14 protein-coding genes are annotated in these 16899 nt (G+C 42.2%); 6 read left to right on the forward strand and 8 right to left on the reverse strand.

The genetic code is table 11. The features are described from left to right. Positions 1–182: 182 nt before the first annotated feature. Positions 183–1481, reverse strand: a complete 1299-nt coding sequence (purD, locus tag LC574_RS02520) for a phosphoribosylamine--glycine ligase (protein ID WP_229451359.1) — start codon at positions 1479–1481, stop codon at positions 183–185. Between the two features lie 554 nt (positions 1482–2035). On the opposite strand from purD, the gene LC574_RS02525 reads away from it, so the two are divergent. Then, complete coding sequence (locus tag LC574_RS02525) at positions 2036–2995, forward strand: NAD-dependent epimerase/dehydratase family protein (RefSeq protein WP_229451360.1); 960 nt, start codon at positions 2036–2038, stop codon at positions 2993–2995. A 332-nt stretch (positions 2996–3327) separates the two neighbouring features. Then, positions 3328–3702, forward strand: coding sequence for a hypothetical protein (locus tag LC574_RS02530; protein ID WP_229451361.1), 375 nt, complete (start codon positions 3328–3330; stop codon positions 3700–3702). A 650-nt stretch (positions 3703–4352) separates the two neighbouring features. Here the strand turns inward: LC574_RS02530 and LC574_RS02535 are convergent. Both LC574_RS02535 and LC574_RS02540 read right to left on the reverse strand, forming a co-directional pair. Continuing rightward, entirely contained in the window at positions 4353–4574 is a 222-nt protein-coding gene (locus tag LC574_RS02535) for a hypothetical protein (protein WP_229451362.1), read from the reverse strand. Positions 4575–4799: 225 nt separating this feature from the next. Beyond that, positions 4800–5429 (reverse strand): DUF4126 domain-containing protein, encoded by a 630-nt coding sequence (locus LC574_RS02540; protein WP_229451363.1) that lies wholly within the window; start codon positions 5427–5429, stop codon positions 4800–4802. A gap of 141 nt (positions 5430–5570) precedes the next feature. On the opposite strand from LC574_RS02540, the gene LC574_RS37710 reads away from it, so the two are divergent. Together LC574_RS37710 and metH are read left to right on the forward strand one after the other, a co-directional pair. Beyond that, a complete protein-coding gene (locus LC574_RS37710; protein ID WP_267871371.1) occupies positions 5571–5693 on the forward strand; it encodes a hypothetical protein in 123 nt (40 codons plus the stop codon). A gap of 824 nt (positions 5694–6517) precedes the next feature. Continuing rightward, positions 6518–10051, forward strand: a complete 3534-nt coding sequence (gene metH, locus LC574_RS02545; RefSeq protein WP_229451364.1) for a methionine synthase — start codon at positions 6518–6520, stop codon at positions 10049–10051. Positions 10052–10175: 124 nt separating this feature from the next. Here the strand turns inward: metH and LC574_RS02550 are convergent, their stop codons facing one another. From LC574_RS02550 to LC574_RS02565, 4 genes are all read right to left on the reverse strand, one after another. Then, the gene (locus LC574_RS02550) at positions 10176–11066 is read right to left on the reverse strand and encodes a glycosyltransferase family A protein (RefSeq protein ID WP_229451365.1); all 891 of its coding nucleotides are present in this window, start codon (positions 11064–11066) and stop codon (positions 10176–10178) included. A 12-nt stretch (positions 11067–11078) separates the two neighbouring features. Further along, entirely contained in the window at positions 11079–12209 is a 1131-nt protein-coding gene (locus tag LC574_RS02555) for a glycosyltransferase family 4 protein (RefSeq protein WP_229451370.1), read from the reverse strand. A 99-nt stretch (positions 12210–12308) separates the two neighbouring features. Continuing rightward, positions 12309–13118 carry a hormogonium polysaccharide biosynthesis glycosyltransferase HpsE gene (hpsE, locus tag LC574_RS02560; protein ID WP_368736664.1) on the reverse strand — a complete coding sequence of 270 codons (810 nt, stop codon included), beginning with the start codon at positions 13116–13118 and terminating at the stop codon, positions 12309–12311. 40 nt (positions 13119–13158) lie between these two features. Beyond that, positions 13159–13926 (reverse strand): circadian clock KaiB family protein, encoded by a 768-nt coding sequence (locus LC574_RS02565; RefSeq protein WP_229451366.1) that lies wholly within the window; start codon positions 13924–13926, stop codon positions 13159–13161. A gap of 69 nt (positions 13927–13995) precedes the next feature. Between LC574_RS02565 and LC574_RS02570 the strand changes: the two genes are divergently transcribed. Beyond that, the gene (locus tag LC574_RS02570) at positions 13996–14151 is read left to right on the forward strand and encodes a hypothetical protein (RefSeq protein ID WP_229451367.1); all 156 of its coding nucleotides are present in this window, start codon (positions 13996–13998) and stop codon (positions 14149–14151) included. 71 nt (positions 14152–14222) lie between these two features. Here the strand turns inward: LC574_RS02570 and LC574_RS02575 are convergent, their stop codons facing one another. Further along, positions 14223–15497 (reverse strand): type IV pilus twitching motility protein PilT, encoded by a 1275-nt coding sequence (locus LC574_RS02575; protein ID WP_229451368.1) that lies wholly within the window; start codon positions 15495–15497, stop codon positions 14223–14225. A 735-nt stretch (positions 15498–16232) separates the two neighbouring features. Here LC574_RS02575 and LC574_RS02580 point away from each other — a divergent pair. Then, a complete protein-coding gene (locus tag LC574_RS02580) occupies positions 16233–16607 on the forward strand; it encodes a hypothetical protein (RefSeq protein ID WP_229451369.1) in 375 nt (124 codons plus the stop codon). Positions 16608–16899 lie beyond the last annotated feature (292 nt).

Genomic DNA, 16899 nt, shown 5'->3' on the forward strand with positions numbered 1-16899 from the left:
GGTGGAGAGGGATAGCCGCCCCGCCGCTTTGGGCATTGGGCATTGGGCATTGGTAACTTCTTCCCCATGCCCCATGCCCGATTCCCCATGCCCAAAAACTCCATCCCGCAAGTGGCGTGGAGTTTTTTATAATGCAAGAATCACTCGCACAGTTTCTTGAATAAGCAACATCATGCGATCGCTTATGGAGTTTCCCCCTGCTTCACGCTGACCACTCTATACCCAATATCTCTCCGGTAATATATCCCCTCAAACTGAATATATTTGATCCCTGCGTAGGCTTGGGCGATCGCTTGCTCAAAATTTTCTCCGATTCCAGTCACATTTAATACCCGACCCCCATCTGTCAAGACTTCTTGTTGCTGGTTCAATTTTGTACCTGCATGAAATACAGTTGCTCCGGTTGCCTCTGCCTCACTAATGCCAGTAATGACCTGGCCTTTCTCATATTCTCCTGGATAACCACCTGAAGCTGCAACTACAGTGGCAGATGCTCCCTCTTTCCAAGCAATGGGTGACAATTCACTTAATCGCTGCTCTACACAAGCTAGAATCAACTCTTCTAGGGGTGTTGCTAACAGTGGCAAAATCACCTGGGTTTCTGGATCGCCAAAGCGACAGTTAAATTCCAAAACCTTAAAGTCGCCATCGGGTGCAATCATTAACCCAGCATACAGTACACCTCGGTAATCAATGCCTTTAGCTCGTAAGGTGGCGATCGCTCTTTCTAATACTTCTGTTTGAATGCGTGCCATCAACTCTGGTGTAGCGATGGGTGCTGGGCTGTATGCTCCCATCCCACCAGTATTTTCTCCCGTATCGCCGTCACCAATCCGCTTATGGTCTTGAACTGGCAGCAAGGGTCGAATTGTTAACCCATCTGTTAATGCTAAAATTGATACTTCTTGCCCAATTAAACATTCTTCAATGACAACAAATTTACCAGCACTACCAAATTGTCCTTGAAAAATCGCATCAACGGCACTTTCTGCCTGTGCAACTGTTTCAGCTACCGTTACGCCCTTACCAGCCGCCAAGCCATCAGCTTTGACGACAATTGGCGCTCCCTGAGATTTGACGTAAGATTTGGCTGCTGCTGCCTCCGTAAATACCGCACTCCGTGCCGTCGGAATCCCCGCTTCTTGCATCAGAGCTTTTGCCCAAGCTTTGCTCGCCTCAATTTGCGCTCCCGCTCTGACTGGGCCAAATACCATCAATCCTTTGCCTTGGAGGTAATCTGTGATTCCCTTTGCCAAAGGCACTTCTGGCCCAACTATCACCAGAGTGATACCATTTGAGAGAGCATATCGGCTCATACCCTCAAAATCATCTACTGTTAAAGGCAAGTTATGGCAACGTTCCATACTTGCTGTGCCTCCATTCCCTGGTACACAGACAACTTGTTCAATTTGCTTAGATTGCAACAGTTTCCATGCCAGAGCGTGTTCGCGCCCTCCATTACCTACAACTAAAACTTTCACTGCTTTCCTCGTGCGTTCCTTGCGAAATGAGAATGCCCCATTTGGCTCTCGCGGATCAATTTTTTCATTAATTCTCACACTTATGCAAGCCCCCTCATGACCAGAAGAGGCAGGGGTGCATCCCAGTTTTTATTTTTTAATGAGAAAATAATTGTCATTGCGAACGCGAGTGCGTCTCGTAGAGAGGAGGAACGACGAAGCAATCGCATGGACTCGCTCTGAGTTGGAGGATTTTGTGATTGCAACTCTAAGAGACGCACTCGCGTTCGCAACGCTTGCAATGACATGCAAAAAAGTGGGATGCTCCCAAGAGGCAGGGGGGCAGTTCTTGCTGGGAGCAGGGGAGAAGGATTCTAAGTTCACCTGCCACAGGGGTTTCAGAGCAAATAAATTTATTTATGCCCAGGACAAAAACATTTCTTTCGAGATCATGATAGTTTTTTAATTATTTAAATAATTGAGTAAAAAAATCATTTTCAAGTAATGACGATTATTGATTACAATTATTAATCTGTGAATATAGAAAATAATGAAAATATCGAAAAATAGGCAACATGGGTAAAATTATTGTTACTGGAGCCGCTGGCTTTATTGGCTCTCATTTTGTAGAAACATTGCTGCAACAAGGAGAAGAAGTTATCGGGATTGATGAATTCAATGATTACTACGATCCGATGTTAAAGCGTAAGAATATTGCACACTTACATCAGTCACCTGGCTTTACATTAATTGAAGGAGATATTCAGTTTTTAGATTGGCAGAAACTCCTAAAAGATGTTGATATCGTTTACCATCAAGCGGCGCAAGCAGGTGTTAGAGCAAGTTGGGGTAAGGCTTTTCGAGGTTATACAGAACGAAATATTAACGCTACACAAGTTTTGCTAGAAGCGGCTAAGGATGCTAAACATCTGAAAAGGTTAGTGTTTGCCTCTTCATCTAGTATATATGGTGATGCAGAAACATTACCTACCCATGAGAAAATTTGTCCTCAACCAGTTTCTCCTTACGGCATTACAAAGCTAGCAGCAGAGTTTTTATGTGAACTATATCACAAAAACTTTGGCGTACCCTGTGTGACATTGCGCTATTTTACAGTTTATGGCCCCAAACAGCGCCCAGATATGGCATTTCATAAGTTCTTTAAATCGATTTTGCAGGATGAGGCGATTCCTATTTACGGCGATGGACAGCAAACGCGGGAGTTTACGTTTGTTAGTGATGTCATCGCCGCCAATTTAGCCGCCGCCTCCGCACCTGAAGCAGTGGGAGAAATCTTTAATATCGGTGGCGGTAGCAGGGTGATTTTAGCAGAAGTCTTGGATACGATTGAAGAAATTGTCGGGAAATCAATTAAAAGAAACCACATAGAAAAGGCGATGGGAGACGCCCGTCACACGGCGGCTGATGTATCTAAAGCGAAGAAAATTCTCGGATATCAGCCACAAGTTTCCTTGAGAGAAGGTTTGATACAGGAATGGGAGTGGGTGAAATCTTTGTATTCCCTATCCTCTTAATTTTCCTCATCCTCCCTCAATACAGTTCAGTTAAGCATTTCTTCCTTCTCTCTGCGTCCTTGGCGTCTTGGCGGTTCGTTAAAAAAATTGACTTTTAACATAGTTTTAGCCTTAACCCAAGCGTATTGCATCCTCCCTCTCTTTCTCTCAGAGTGTTCCAATAAATAAATGATCCAAAGTCTGTCATTGCGAGCGCAACGCAGTGGAGCGTTCGCTGAAAGCGTTCTCGAAGAGTAGCAATTCCCTTTGACTCAGAGATTGCTTCATTCCGCTTCGCTCCATTCGCAATGACAATTGGGCATTTTTTTACTTAGATTAATCTTATAACCGCAGTGGCTCCACAAAGAACCATTGCGGTTATGAAAAATTTGGATTTGTTAGAAATCTGTAGATTGACACTCCCCGACTTTTTCCTGACTCACGACTTAGTACTGAGTAAGGTTAAGGCAGAAGTTGCTACAGACTGCACGAAACACGGAAACGTCTTGACGGAAGTTCCTACAGGGAAGGCGGAAGTTGCTACAGACTGCGCGAAACACGGAAACGTCTTGGCGGAAGTTCCTACAGGGAAGGCGGAAGTTGCTACAGACTGCGCGAAACACGGAAACGTCTTGGCGGAAGTTCCTACAGGGAAGGCGGAAGTTGCTACAGACTGCGCGAAACACGGAAACGTCAACCCTGGAGCAATATTTTTTGATGGATGCTAACGAATTTTATAGGACTTACGCATTGACAAGAAATACCATATATGGAGAAGTTTAAAAACCACATCTTTCGTAAGGGCACGAGCCAGCTCATACGTGTCAACTTAACGTAAAAGCCATGTCCCGCAAGGAACTGAAGTTCCTTGCTAATAGTAAAAGTCATCTCTTGATGACTAAATATAGCCAAAAATCTTTAGTCTACTTCAGTAGAGTTTAGCTGAAAGCCAAAGAACTTTAGTTCTAGGCGGGTGAGGAAGGCAACAGTTAAGCTATCTATAGCTTAAGTTGACACCAATGAGCATTGCGCTTTACCCCTACCGCGTGGTCTATTTACCTGAAAATAGCTGTAAAAGGGCGATTATAAACCAATACAGTTCAGATAAGCCCAAAACATTGATGTAGACGCGATTTATCGCGTCTTGAAAGACCAATCATCTACACCAATCACCCTTAACCCAAGCGTATTGGGTTATAAACCAATACGCTTGGGAGCGTCAAAAACGTCAGCGAGTATAAAAGACTCATATCATGTCCGCTTGATTACTTATTAAACCCGAAGAACCCCACCCCGCCAAAGCTACGCTTTGTCTCCCCTCCCCGCAAGCGGGGAGGGGCTGGGGGTGGGGTGCAATGACTATGGGAATCATAACTAATTATGCGGACATGATATCATTCACGAGTATCAAAGACTCATTCACGAGTATCAAAGACTCGTCAGCGAGTATCAAAGACTCGTTCACGAGTATCAAAGACTCGCCAGCGAGTATCAAAGACTCATTCACGAGTATCAAAGACTCGTCGGCGAGTATAAAAGACTCATTCACGAGTATCAAAGACTCGTCAGCGAGTATCAAAGGTGCGTTGCGCTTTCGCACCCATTCCCAACAACCGCCTCAGAATGAATTCTGAGGCTAATAGCTAAAGTCTTCTAAAGAAGACTGAGAAGCGGTTTTAGTCCACTAAAGTGGACTTGGGCTATTAGCCTGGAACTTTGAGTTCCAGGCGGGTTAGGTAGCAATACGATTCTCCTTAACTTTCGCGTTAACACTAATAGCGATCGCTTTATAATTGCGATCGCAGTTATGACAATCCATAAGTACTTATCCCAACTCTCTTGATGGAGAGACGGTTTCGTTAGTTTGAGAAGATGGTTTATTCAAGAAGAAATTCCAAATTCTTTGAATAGCTATTATTAGAAAACTAATCACAATCACTCCTGCTACCACTGGTAAAGCTAGCGCCAGCACAGACAGTCCGATTGCGATCGCCAACTCAATGGTTGACACAACTGGATTGGTTAATCCACCTGAAACGCTAGTAGAACTTATCCGCAATATATTCGTTAATCCCTGAGTTAATCCTGCGGTTCCACCACCAGCAATTAAAGCTAACGTCCATTGCACCAGTGGATTCATCTCTGGAGCAACAGATGCTGTTACGATTGTCCCGGCGATAAATGCCGCAGGAGTGGCAACAATATCCAGCAGATGATCCAACCAAGGAATGTAATAACCGATAATTTCCAGCAAACAAGCGACTGCAAATACAATTACAGCTTGAGGTGTTTCCACCCAATCAAAGTCAGTCGGTAAATCTAAATGTCCAAAAACTGAAGCCACACTCAATGCTAGCAGTGGTACAAACACTCGAAAGCCAGCCGCCGCGCTCAAACTAATCCCCAGTAATAATTCAATAAATGTATTTAGATTGAACAAAGAATTTAAATCCATAGTAGAACTCAAGTTATACTCCTGGTGTTTTTTCCATCTTTGAGCTGAACGGAGTAACAACTCTAAGCTGTGATCCCAAGATAAGAAACTTGGCGAAAATATTTCATCTGACTATGTGTAGAATTCAGTGAAACCCCACCTGTGTCAAGACTGCGTAGGTTTCGCCTAAAAAATAACTCCAATGTAGGTTGGGGAGCCAGTGCGTTGGGCGGCTCTGCCGACTTGAAGCAACTGGCGTTTGAGGAACGAAACCCAACATTTTGAGGGCTTTGTTGGGTTTCACGACCTTCAACCCCTCCCCGCAAGCGGGCTACGGTGTACGCACAAGTCGAAAAATTCTCTACCCACATTTTTGTCAGAGTGAAACTGTCACACTCACCGACATCCCGCCCAGAACTGAAGTTCAGGGCTGATAGCTAAAGTCCACTCAAGTGGACTGAATTGGTCATTTAGGGACTTCCAAATAAAAAATATCCCAAAACTCACGCAAAAATTCTCTCTATTTCTTCTCTCTCTGTGTTCTCTGCGTCTGGAGTGGTAGCCTGCGGCAAGCCCTCCGGGTTCGGGGGTGACGCTCCTAACGTCGCTAACGCTGCGCTAACGTAATCGACGGGAACCGCCAAGACTGCGACCCCCTCACCGCTTTGCGTCTACGTTTATTTGGATAATTTATTTCTTGGAAATCCCTTAGTCCACTTGAGTGGACTTTAGCTATCAGACCCGGAATTCATTCCGAGGCGGGATAGAAACGCAGTGCGAGATTTTTTAATAAAGATATGGCTGCGGCAAGATTTGTGTGTACACCCCACCCCCAACCCCTCCCCGCAAGCGGGGAGGGGAGACAAAGCGTAGCTTTGGCGGGGTGGGGTTCTTCGAGTTTAATAAGCAATCAAGCGACATGATGTGAAGGCGCTTTTGCATAATTCTGTCATCGCCAATCTTGATAAATCAGTCAAAATGAGCCAATGGTGAGTTTCAGCAAAACAGACTTTATGAAAGGCTGCTACAAATATCACAATTTTGGAAAATAATAAAGTAAGTCGAGTATCACAAGACTCACTTGATTTCCTCATTTCTTCTAGGAAAATATGACTCATCCTTTCCTTGAACGTCTGCGTAGTCCAGATAGCCCAGTCCTCGTTTTCGACGGGGCGATGGGAACCAACTTACAAACCCAAAACCTGACTGCTGAAGACTTCGGCGGCCCACAGTATGAAGGTTGTAACGAATACTTAGTCCACACGAAACCCGAAGCTGTCGCTAAGGTTCACCGAGACTTTCTCGCTGCTGGTGCAGACGTAATTGAAACCGATACTTTTGGCAGTACCTCCCTAGTGCTGGCAGAATATGACTTAGCAGACCAAGCCTATTACCTCAGCAAGACAGCCGCAGAATTGGCCAAGCGTGTGGCGGCGGAATTTTCCACGCCAGAAAAACCCCGATTTGTGGCAGGTTCCATCGGCCCCACAACTAAACTACCAACCTTGGGACATATTGACTTTGACACCATGAAAGCTACTTTTGCAGAACAAGCAGAAGCGCTGTGGGATGGTGGTGTCGATTTATTCATTGTGGAGACTTGCCAAGATGTGCTGCAAATTAAAGCGGCGCTGAATGCCATTGAAGAAGTGTTTGCCAAAAAAGGCGATCGCCGTCCGTTGATGGTATCTGTGACAATGGAAAGCATGGGCACAATGTTGGTTGGTTCAGAAATCAGTGCTGTGCTGACAATTCTGGAACCTTACCCAATTGACATTCTCGGTTTAAACTGTGCCACAGGCCCAGACTTGATGAAACCACATATCAAGTATCTGGCAGAACATTCACCTTTCATCGTTTCCTGTATTCCCAACGCGGGTTTACCTGAGAACGTCGGCGGTCAAGCGCACTACCGACTGACACCGTTAGAATTACGGATGTCATTGATGCATTTTGTTGAAGATTTGGGTGTCCAAGTGATTGGGGGTTGCTGTGGGACACGTCCAGAACACATTCAACAATTGGCAGAAGTAGCTAAAGACTTGAAGCCAAAAGTTAGACATCCTAGCTTAGAACCAGCAGCAGCATCAATTTACACCACTCAGCCTTACGACCAAGATAATTCCTTCTTGATTGTTGGTGAACGTCTCAACGCCAGTGGTTCCAAGAAGTGCCGCGATTTGCTAAATGCCGAAGATTGGGATGGACTCGTTTCAATGGCGAGGGCGCAAGTAAAAGAAGGCGCACACATCCTCGATGTCAACGTCGATTATGTGGGACGTGACGGCGTGCGGGATATGCACGAACTAGTTTCGCGCATTGTTAATAATGTGACATTGCCTTTAATGCTTGACTCCACCGAATGGGAAAAGATGGAGGCGGGTTTAAAGGTTGCCGGTGGCAAGTGTTTGCTGAATTCCACCAACTACGAAGATGGGGAACCGCGCTTTTTGAAGGTGCTGGAGTTAGCGAAAAAATACGGTGCTGGTGTAGTCATTGGTACTATCGATGAAGATGGAATGGCGCGGACAGCAGACAAAAAGTTTGCGATCGCACAGCGTGCTTACCGTCAAGCTGTAGAATATGGCATACCACCCACAGAAATATTCTTTGATACCCTAGCGTTACCCATTTCCACCGGGATTGAAGAAGACCGAGAAAACGGTAAAGCCACAATTGAATCCATCCGGCGAATTCGTCAAGAATTGCCTGGATGCCATGTAATTTTGGGTGTTTCCAATATTTCCTTTGGTTTGAATCCAGCCTCGCGGATGGTGCTGAACTCAGTATTTTTGCACGAAGCGACAACGGCGGGAATGGATGCAGCCATTGTCAGCGCTAACAAGATTTTACCGCTCGCTAAGATTGAGGCACGCCATCAAGAAATCTGTCGCCAATTGATTTATGACGAGCGGAAGTTTGAGGGTAATGCTTGCGTTTACGATCCCTTGGGAGAGCTTACCACAGAGTTTGCCGGGGTGACAACTAAGCGCGATCGCTCCTTAGATGAAAGTCTTCCCATCGAAGAACGCCTCAAACGCCACATCATCGACGGCGAACGCATAGGCTTAGAAGAACATCTGAAAAAAGCCTTAGAAGAATATCCCCCCTTGGAAATTATCAACACCTTCCTGCTAGATGGCATGAAAGTTGTCGGGGAACTATTCGGTTCTGGACAAATGCAGTTACCCTTCGTCTTGCAATCTGCGGAAACCATGAAAGCGGCGGTGGCGTTTCTAGAACCGTTCATGGAAAAATCAGAATCAGGCAACAATGCCAAGGGAACCTTTATCATTGCCACAGTGAAAGGCGATGTCCACGACATTGGTAAAAACTTGGTGGATATTATCTTGTCCAACAACGGCTACAAGGTGATTAACCTGGGAATTAAGCAGCCAGTAGAAAACATCATCAACGCTTACGAACAGCACAAAGCTGATTGTATAGCCATGAGTGGCTTGCTGGTAAAATCCACCGCCTTCATGAAAGAGAACTTGGAGGTATTCAACGAAAAGGGAATTAGTGTCCCCGTCATATTAGGTGGTGCGGCGCTGACTCCCAAATTTGTGCATGAAGATTGCCAAAAAACCTACAAAGGTAAAGTTGTTTATGGCAAAGATGCCTTTTCTGACTTGCACTTCATGGATAAATTAATGCCAGCAAAAGCTGCTGGTAACTGGGAAGATTTGCAGGGATTTTTGAATGAAGTAGAAACTACTCAACCAGAGACTAATAACCAAAAATCAAAAATCGCTACTGAAGAATCCCCACTCCCCACTCCCCACTCCCCACTCCCCATAGATACAAGACGTTCCGAAGCAGTAGCGATAGATATTGAACGTCCCACACCGCCTTTTTGGGGAACACAGTTATTGCAGCCTAGTGATATTCCTATCGAGGAAATATTCTGGCACTTGGATTTACAAGCTTTAGTTGCTGGACAATGGCAATTCCGTAAACCAAAGGAACAATCTAAGGAAGAATATCAGGCTTTCTTAGCTGAGAAAGTTTACCCAGTTTTAGAAACTTGGAAACAGCGAATTCTTGAAGAAAATCTGTTGCATCCCCAAGTGATTTACGGGTATTTCCCTTGTCAAACCGAGGGAAATACTCTACATATATATGATTCAGAGAACCAATCACAAGAGGTTGCAACTTTTGAATTCCCCAGACAGAAGTCTTTAAGGCGGCTGTGCATAGCAGATTTCTTTGCACCGAAGGAGTCAGGAATTATTGATGTCTTCCCCATGCAGGCTGTAACTGTCGGAGAGATTGCAACAGAGTTCGCCCAAAAGCTATTTGCTGATAATCAATACACAGATTATCTGTATTTCCACGGCATGGCAGTGCAGGTAGCAGAGGCTGTGGCTGAATGGACACACGCCAGAATCCGCCGAGAGTTAGGCTTTGCTGCTGAAGAACCCGATAATATTCGGGATATATTAGCACAACGCTATCGTGGCTCACGGTATAGCTTTGGGTATCCAGCTTGCCCGAATATCCAAGATCAATACAAGCAACTGGAGTTATTGCAGACTAACAGAATTAACTTGTATATGGATGAAAGTGAACAACTTTATCCAGAACAGTCTACCACTGCAATTATTGCTTACCACCCACTAGCAAAATACTTTAGCGCGTAACCTTTCCCTTTTCCCCTTTTCCACAACGGTGAAGGGGAATTAAACAAATCGTAAAAGTGCAAAATAAGAGTTAATTTTAACTCAGAGAAAAATTGCAAAACTAGATAATATACAGCAGAAAAAACTATGCAGTAGTCTTAACCATTTTTTTCCACAAGTGCTGACTTATATACCTTGGAGAAATGATAAAAGCCTTCAGCAACATTTGTATTGCAAATAAAAATTTCTTCTTTTCACGCCATAATATTCTTGCTAATCTCATAGCATTGTGACTTCTAGTCTCGATTTCAAAATGCTTATAAGGCAGACTCAAATCATGAGCAAAAAATATATCCAATAAATGAAATGTTTCTTTCGCCCATAGTTTATAATCTCCTGTAAGATTACTAGAATGAGAATATTTAGTTACCAAATAGTAAGGAACGTGAACGGCATTACCTAAGCAAAATAATCGTAAAAATAGCTCTTTATCCTCGCCAATTCTGAGGCTTTCATTAAAATAACCTGTCTTATCTAAAGCTTCTTTACTTACCACTACAATTGATGCTGTCAGTATAAAATTTTCAGACAATAGATGATAAGTTAAATTGGGATATGGTAGCCAAGGCTGACAACTGAACTTTTCAATTTTCCCATCTTGCATTTGGTGGATACACCCACAGAAAACTATTACATTATTAGGACTACTCTCAATATATTTAATTTGTGTTTCTAAATACTTAGGTAACCATTCGTCATCAGAATCCAAGAAAGCTATAAAGCTGCCTCTTGCAAGCCGAATTCCTTCATTCCTTGCCCTACCAGCCCCAGAATTATTTGCTAAACTAACGCAGCAAACACCAGGATATTTTTCTGCAATAAAAGTTGCAGTTCCATCAGTTGAAGCATCATCAACCACAATCAACTCATAATCAGTATATGTTTGATTTAAAACACTATTTATGGCTCTTTCTAAATAGTCTTTACGATTACAAGTAGGGATAATGACTGAAACTTTCAGTTCACTTATTTGCATATTACTTAACCTTTAGTTTCGAGAATTTAAGATAATTTTTTCAATTCCATCAACCATTTTGTCTACATTAAAACTGTGTAGTATATGTTCCCGACATTTCGTACTTAATTGAGGATCTAAATTTTTCCATTTCAACACAAAATTCAAAGTATCTGCTAAATTTTGTACATTTCCCGGCTCATAGAGCATACGTTGAAACTTTCCTGTCAAGATTTCAGGTATTCCACCAGTACGACTAGCTACCACAGGAGTTCCACACGCCATTGATTCAATAATTGTTCTGCCAAATGGTTCAGAATGTAAACTAGTTAAAACTGTCACATCACTTATTTGATAGAGAGGAATAGGATTAGTTAGATGACCAATAAATTTAACAGATTCTGCTATGCCCAGTTCAGATGTTAGATGTTCTAGAGACTTTTTATATTCCTCTGTATAACATAATGGTTTGCCAGCAATCAATAACTGGGCACTTTTGTGGATTTTGAGAAATAAAGAAAAACCTCTAATCAGCGTTTCGAGTCCTTTCTCCTTATCCAATCTTCCAATGTAAGAGATAACTTCTACATCATCAGAAATACCCCATTCCTTTTTAGTAATTGATACATGGGCTGATGGTTTAAATTTTTCAATATTAATTCCATTGTATACAACGTCAATTTTATCTTCTTTAAAACCTTGCTTTATCCAATCTATTTTAGTGTAATTGGAAACGGCAATTAAGTGTTTTGCACCGTGCATCCCAATACTCCACTGGTAACCAAGTTTTTTGATTTGCGGTGGCGGTAGACGAAGATGACAAACAAAGGGTATATTGTTAAATATTGCTAATGTATAAGCAAAAAAACTATTATGATATTGGTTGCTGTATACTATGCTAGCTTTAGTAGTTTTTATTTTTCTAGTATCTATAAAAAATTTGTGTAATGAATCAATTATTTTTTTTCTTTCAATCCTAAAACCATTAATTTTTATTAAATCGCTACAAAAAAACTGATACTCCTTAAGTAAGTTGCCTTCTGTTACATACACTAAAGTGATAGTGTGTCCACGTTTATATAGACCCAGGCAAACATCAAATAGGCTTAACTCTTGTCCACCACGCAGAGAGGTTACTTCATTTTCTAAAACAATAATATGCATAGAAAGCTGGGAAATAAAAAGATTAATCAAACAAAAATTAGATTAGTTTAATTAAAATTACTAATCATTTTTTACTATTTTGTAAAATGATTAGTAATTTTAAGGATGTTCACTTTTTTGAAAAGCTATTTTACACAAATAGAAAGGACTTATAATAGTAGCAATTAGTCTTTGCATTTCACAGGCAGCAACAATATCGCTTTTCAAAACTTTTCGATATAAAATAAAATGCGATATTACTTTGCGTATATCGTTGATAAAATACATTAAAAAAGCAAAGGGTCTTTGCCAAATTTTAAGTAGCTTCATACGCAAGTAATAGCGAGCTAAACCAACCCCATACATTAGAGAAATTAAGTAGTTTTGTTCCAATCTCCAAGATGGGATGATGTGAGCTATTACCATTGTTGGGTTGTACCAAATTTCCCAACCAGCTTGATAAATATATAGTAAAGATTCAGCATCTTCACTCCCTAACATAGATAAACCGACTCTACCGACTAAAAAAAGGCGAATGGGAACATTATCTCTCCAGACATTTCTGCGTACAACCAAGCCAGCCGCAGGAGGAAAGCCTTTCTTGTAAGGTTCGTATATATGAGGTTTTTCACCTCTTTCAGTAATTGCAAGATAAAATAAAATTGGTTTGACAGATTCTGGCGGTTCTACTTCAAAATTACCGTGAATTTGGCTAGCCCAAGCTCCTGCTTGAGGGTGCTCTTGTGCAAATTTATAAGCTTCCATGAGCCAATCATGTTCAGGCAAATTGTCATCATCTAAAAAACCTACAATTTCCCCTCTTGCTTCCAAAATGCCTTTTGCTCTTGCAAATGCCACCCCTTGTTGGGCTTCAAAAATATATTTTAATTGGAATAGATCACACCAGCTTTGTTGGTACTCATGTATCACCCTTGCTGTAGCATCTGTACTATTGTTATCGTTATAAAACTTAAAATTGTTCCTTAGCAGCTAACATCTGTAAAATCTTTTCTACATGATCCAACTCTCCAACGATTCGCCGAATTGGGTGCGGCCAAACTTTGACAAGGGTAGGAGTTGCAGAAACCTGATTGAGTTCTGCTTGTTCTGGATGAGTTAAAACATCAATCACTTTCAGAGTATAAGGATGTCCAAGCGATCGCTCCAACAATTCGTGTAAATTTTGCAGAATGCGTTCGGTGGTACTGCTATGTCCGGCAACAAACAATCGCAGAACATAGCCTTGTGTGATGGCTTCCTTTTTTTGTACAATTACTGGTTGGTGGTATTTTGGCACAGGTTCAGAAAGGTCTAGACGAACAATTAAATCGTGATCCTCCCAAAGCTGCGGGAATGAGGAACGATAAGTTGTTAATACCATGCGATCGCACAAACCCTCCTGCCAAGGAGCAGCTTGCCATACTAACTCCCCTGTGCCAAAAATGGCATTAAGCAAAGCTTGATGTCTAATTACAGCCGGATAAGCTTCAGCAAAAGTACGCACTTGTTGAGTGCGTGGATCTAACCAGTGGTCAATAGTAGCAGTATAACAAGGCACTAAAAAGTGTGGTGGCTCTGGTAAATCTAGGATTTCTTGTAAAGCCGAACACAAATGCAAATGCCATCGACCTTGCTTGCTAGGATCGATGCAGTAAATTAAATCTCCTCCAGGTGTAAATAGGGCAATGCCTTTAAACAACTGGGGTGTAGATAGTTTGTTTGTCGTCAAATTATTCACAGAGGTTAGGAAGCTAAAAGTAAAAAATTCTCTCTTTTACCTTTTACCTTAGCTATAACCGCAACCAGGATGACAAAGATATTTGGTTGGGATTGGGGGATGAGGGCTAATGACGATCGCAAATTAGCCTATAAATTTACAGATGACAAAGATATTTGGTTGGGATTGGGGGATGAGGGGGATGAGGGAGTAGGGGGAGCAGGGGAGGCAGGGGAGAATAATTAATAACCAATGCCCCATGCCCCATGCCCCATGCCCAATGCCCCATGCCCCATGCCCCATACCCAATGCCAATCTTAAACTCGACCTCTGAGAAACTGTGCCATTTCGTTAGGAGTTGGTGACATTTCCAAAGCAGTCTCTTCAGTGATGCGACCGTCTTGATAGAGATTGAGCAACGACTGATTCATCGTAATCATGCCGTCAAAGCTAGCTTGTTTCATCAACTCGCCAATTTCATCATACTTACCGTCTTTGATCCATTCTTTAATAGCCTCAGTATTTATCAGCACATCGTGGAAAGCAGCCCGCTTCCCGTCAGTTGTGCGGCACAAACCTTGGGCAATTACTGCCACCAAAGACTCAGAAATTGCCACCCGCATTGCATCCTGTTCGTCACCAGAGTAGAGATTGAGAATCCGCTCAATGGTTTTAACAGCGCTATTGGTGTGCAGGGTTCCCATAACTAAGTGACCAGTCTGAGCGGCTTTTAGAGCGGTGTTAACTGTTTCCTTATCCCGCATTTCCCCCACTAGAATCAAATCTGGATCTTCCCGCAAAGCTGCTTTCAAAGCGTTGTCAAATTTCCGGGTATGCATTCCCACTTCCCGTTGTTTGACTAAAGACTTGCGGCTTTGATGGATAAATTCTATCGGGTCTTCAATGGTGATGATATGCTTGGCCATCTCCTTATTGATGTAGTCAACCATTGCCGCCATTGTGGTGGACTTACCAGAACCAGTAGGCCCAGTCACTAAAATTAAACCTTTGTGATGATGGCAAATATCCCGAAAAACTGGGGGTAATCTCAACTGTTCCATAGTTAAGATTTTTAGCGGAATCAACCGCAACACCATCGCAGGCCCTTTAAGGGAGCCAAAAACATTAATCCGCACGCGAGCAAAGTCATATTGAGTTGCTCCGTCAAATTCTAAGTGTTCTTCAAAGCGCTGAATTTCCCCTTCACTCATCACCTCCTGTAACCAACTCATAAAAGCTTCTTTATCTGTTTCTGGATAATCCGTTGGTTGAATTTCTCCTCGACTGCGGAAGCGGGGTACTTCACCTACACCCAAGTGAATGTCAGAATATCCCTGATCGAAAGCTTCTCTGATTAACTTCGCTAAAGTCAGTTGTGGACTGCTGTTTTTAGGGGGAATTGAACTAGGTATCGGCGGTGGACTAACCGGACGATGACCTGCAACAGGCGCGTTGGTACTCCTATCTGACATATCCAATGTTTGTGTCATCTGCCTCTGGGTACTAGAGGTTGGCGGTGGTGGCGGCGGCATTGGTGGCAGGTTACGTCCGGCAGCAGAGTTAGAATTTGATGGAGACTGTGATTGTGTCATATATCTTCACATTTGGCAGTTAAAAAGTTGAATTAACGAGAAGTCAAGTCACTTACTTTGATGACTTTTGGAGAGTGCTTGCACGCGAGCTTTAGTGGTGATGGGAGGCGATTGAAACTCTAGAACCATGTTCAATCCATTTCATCCACCTCAATTTGTATCTTTTTTTCCTAAAATTCCACTAGTCAGATTATTTAGATAAATTATTTAACGTATCTACCCTGGTTTAACACACGGAAGGACTCAAACTCCTTCAGAAAAAATACAGAGATTTTTTAGTAATTTATAATACTTACGACAAAACATAAATATTCTCGGCCCTTAGATGAGAAATCTATCCCACGCATAGACACGAATTGCCAGCAATTAACAGCACAAACACTAGCAGATCATTTATTCAGCCCATCTATGAATTATGAGAACCAATACTAATTTTTATAAGAAATGTTAAGTTGAATAGGAGTAATGTCGTGGAAATCAAGGTTAAAAGCTCATACCTTTTAGTTTATATACCTGAAGGAAGATGCATAAAACAAGTTGTTTGACATAGATATAAACGCTGACTTTTAATTCATAATTACAAAAAATTAACTGTAAACTTTAGTAAATAAATGCTCATTTTCCCAATTAGTTTTTATATACTGAATTTCACTGAGAAACAAAATCAGTTTACTCGCAAAAAGCGAGAGATGACTGAAAATTAAAATTCGTTGTGTATTTTTAGGAGGAAAAGTCATGGTTTCTGCTCAAAGCTCTAATCTAGGAAAGACCTACTCCTTGTTGATGATTAAAAGCTTTTTAATATGGACTTTTACATTGGCAGTATGTTTGTTGGTTGTCGGTTTTCCACTAGTTGTCTTGATGGCTACGGTCGGATGTCTGTTGTCGATTATTTTACAATCTGTGATGCCTGTTAGTGCTGTTTTGCTTGTAGCAGGCGCTTTAATAATGTTTAATGTCATGGCAGTTGTATTGGCTGCGGGTGTACTAACTGTTAAAGGAGTTCATCCTAATGAAATTAAATGGTTAAGCTGGTTGCATGGAGAGGCAGACCAAATGCAGGCTACTGTTTACGCTGCTTGCCCTTTAACTTGTGAGATTAAAATGTAGTCATTACAGGTGAATACGACAAACAGTGCGTCTGCCCGGTTAAGCCGGGTTTTTTCATGCTGTTTGTGATTTAACTTGTGAGATCAAAGTGTAGTCATTATAGATAAATTCGATAAACAGTGCATCTGCCCGATTAAGCCGGGTTTTTTCATGCTTATTGTGTGATTTATAAGAAGAATTCAGAACTCAGGAGCGGAGCCGGAGACGCTCCGCCTCCGGTCAGAAAACAGGTATGAATTCTGTACGAGTGGGTGACGAATATTGGTTAAAACCTCGCCCGAAGTTAAGCGAA

The sequence above is a fragment of the Nostoc sp. CHAB 5715 genome (genome assembly GCF_020829685.1).
Lineage (GTDB): Bacteria > Cyanobacteriota > Cyanobacteriia > Cyanobacteriales > Nostocaceae > Nostoc.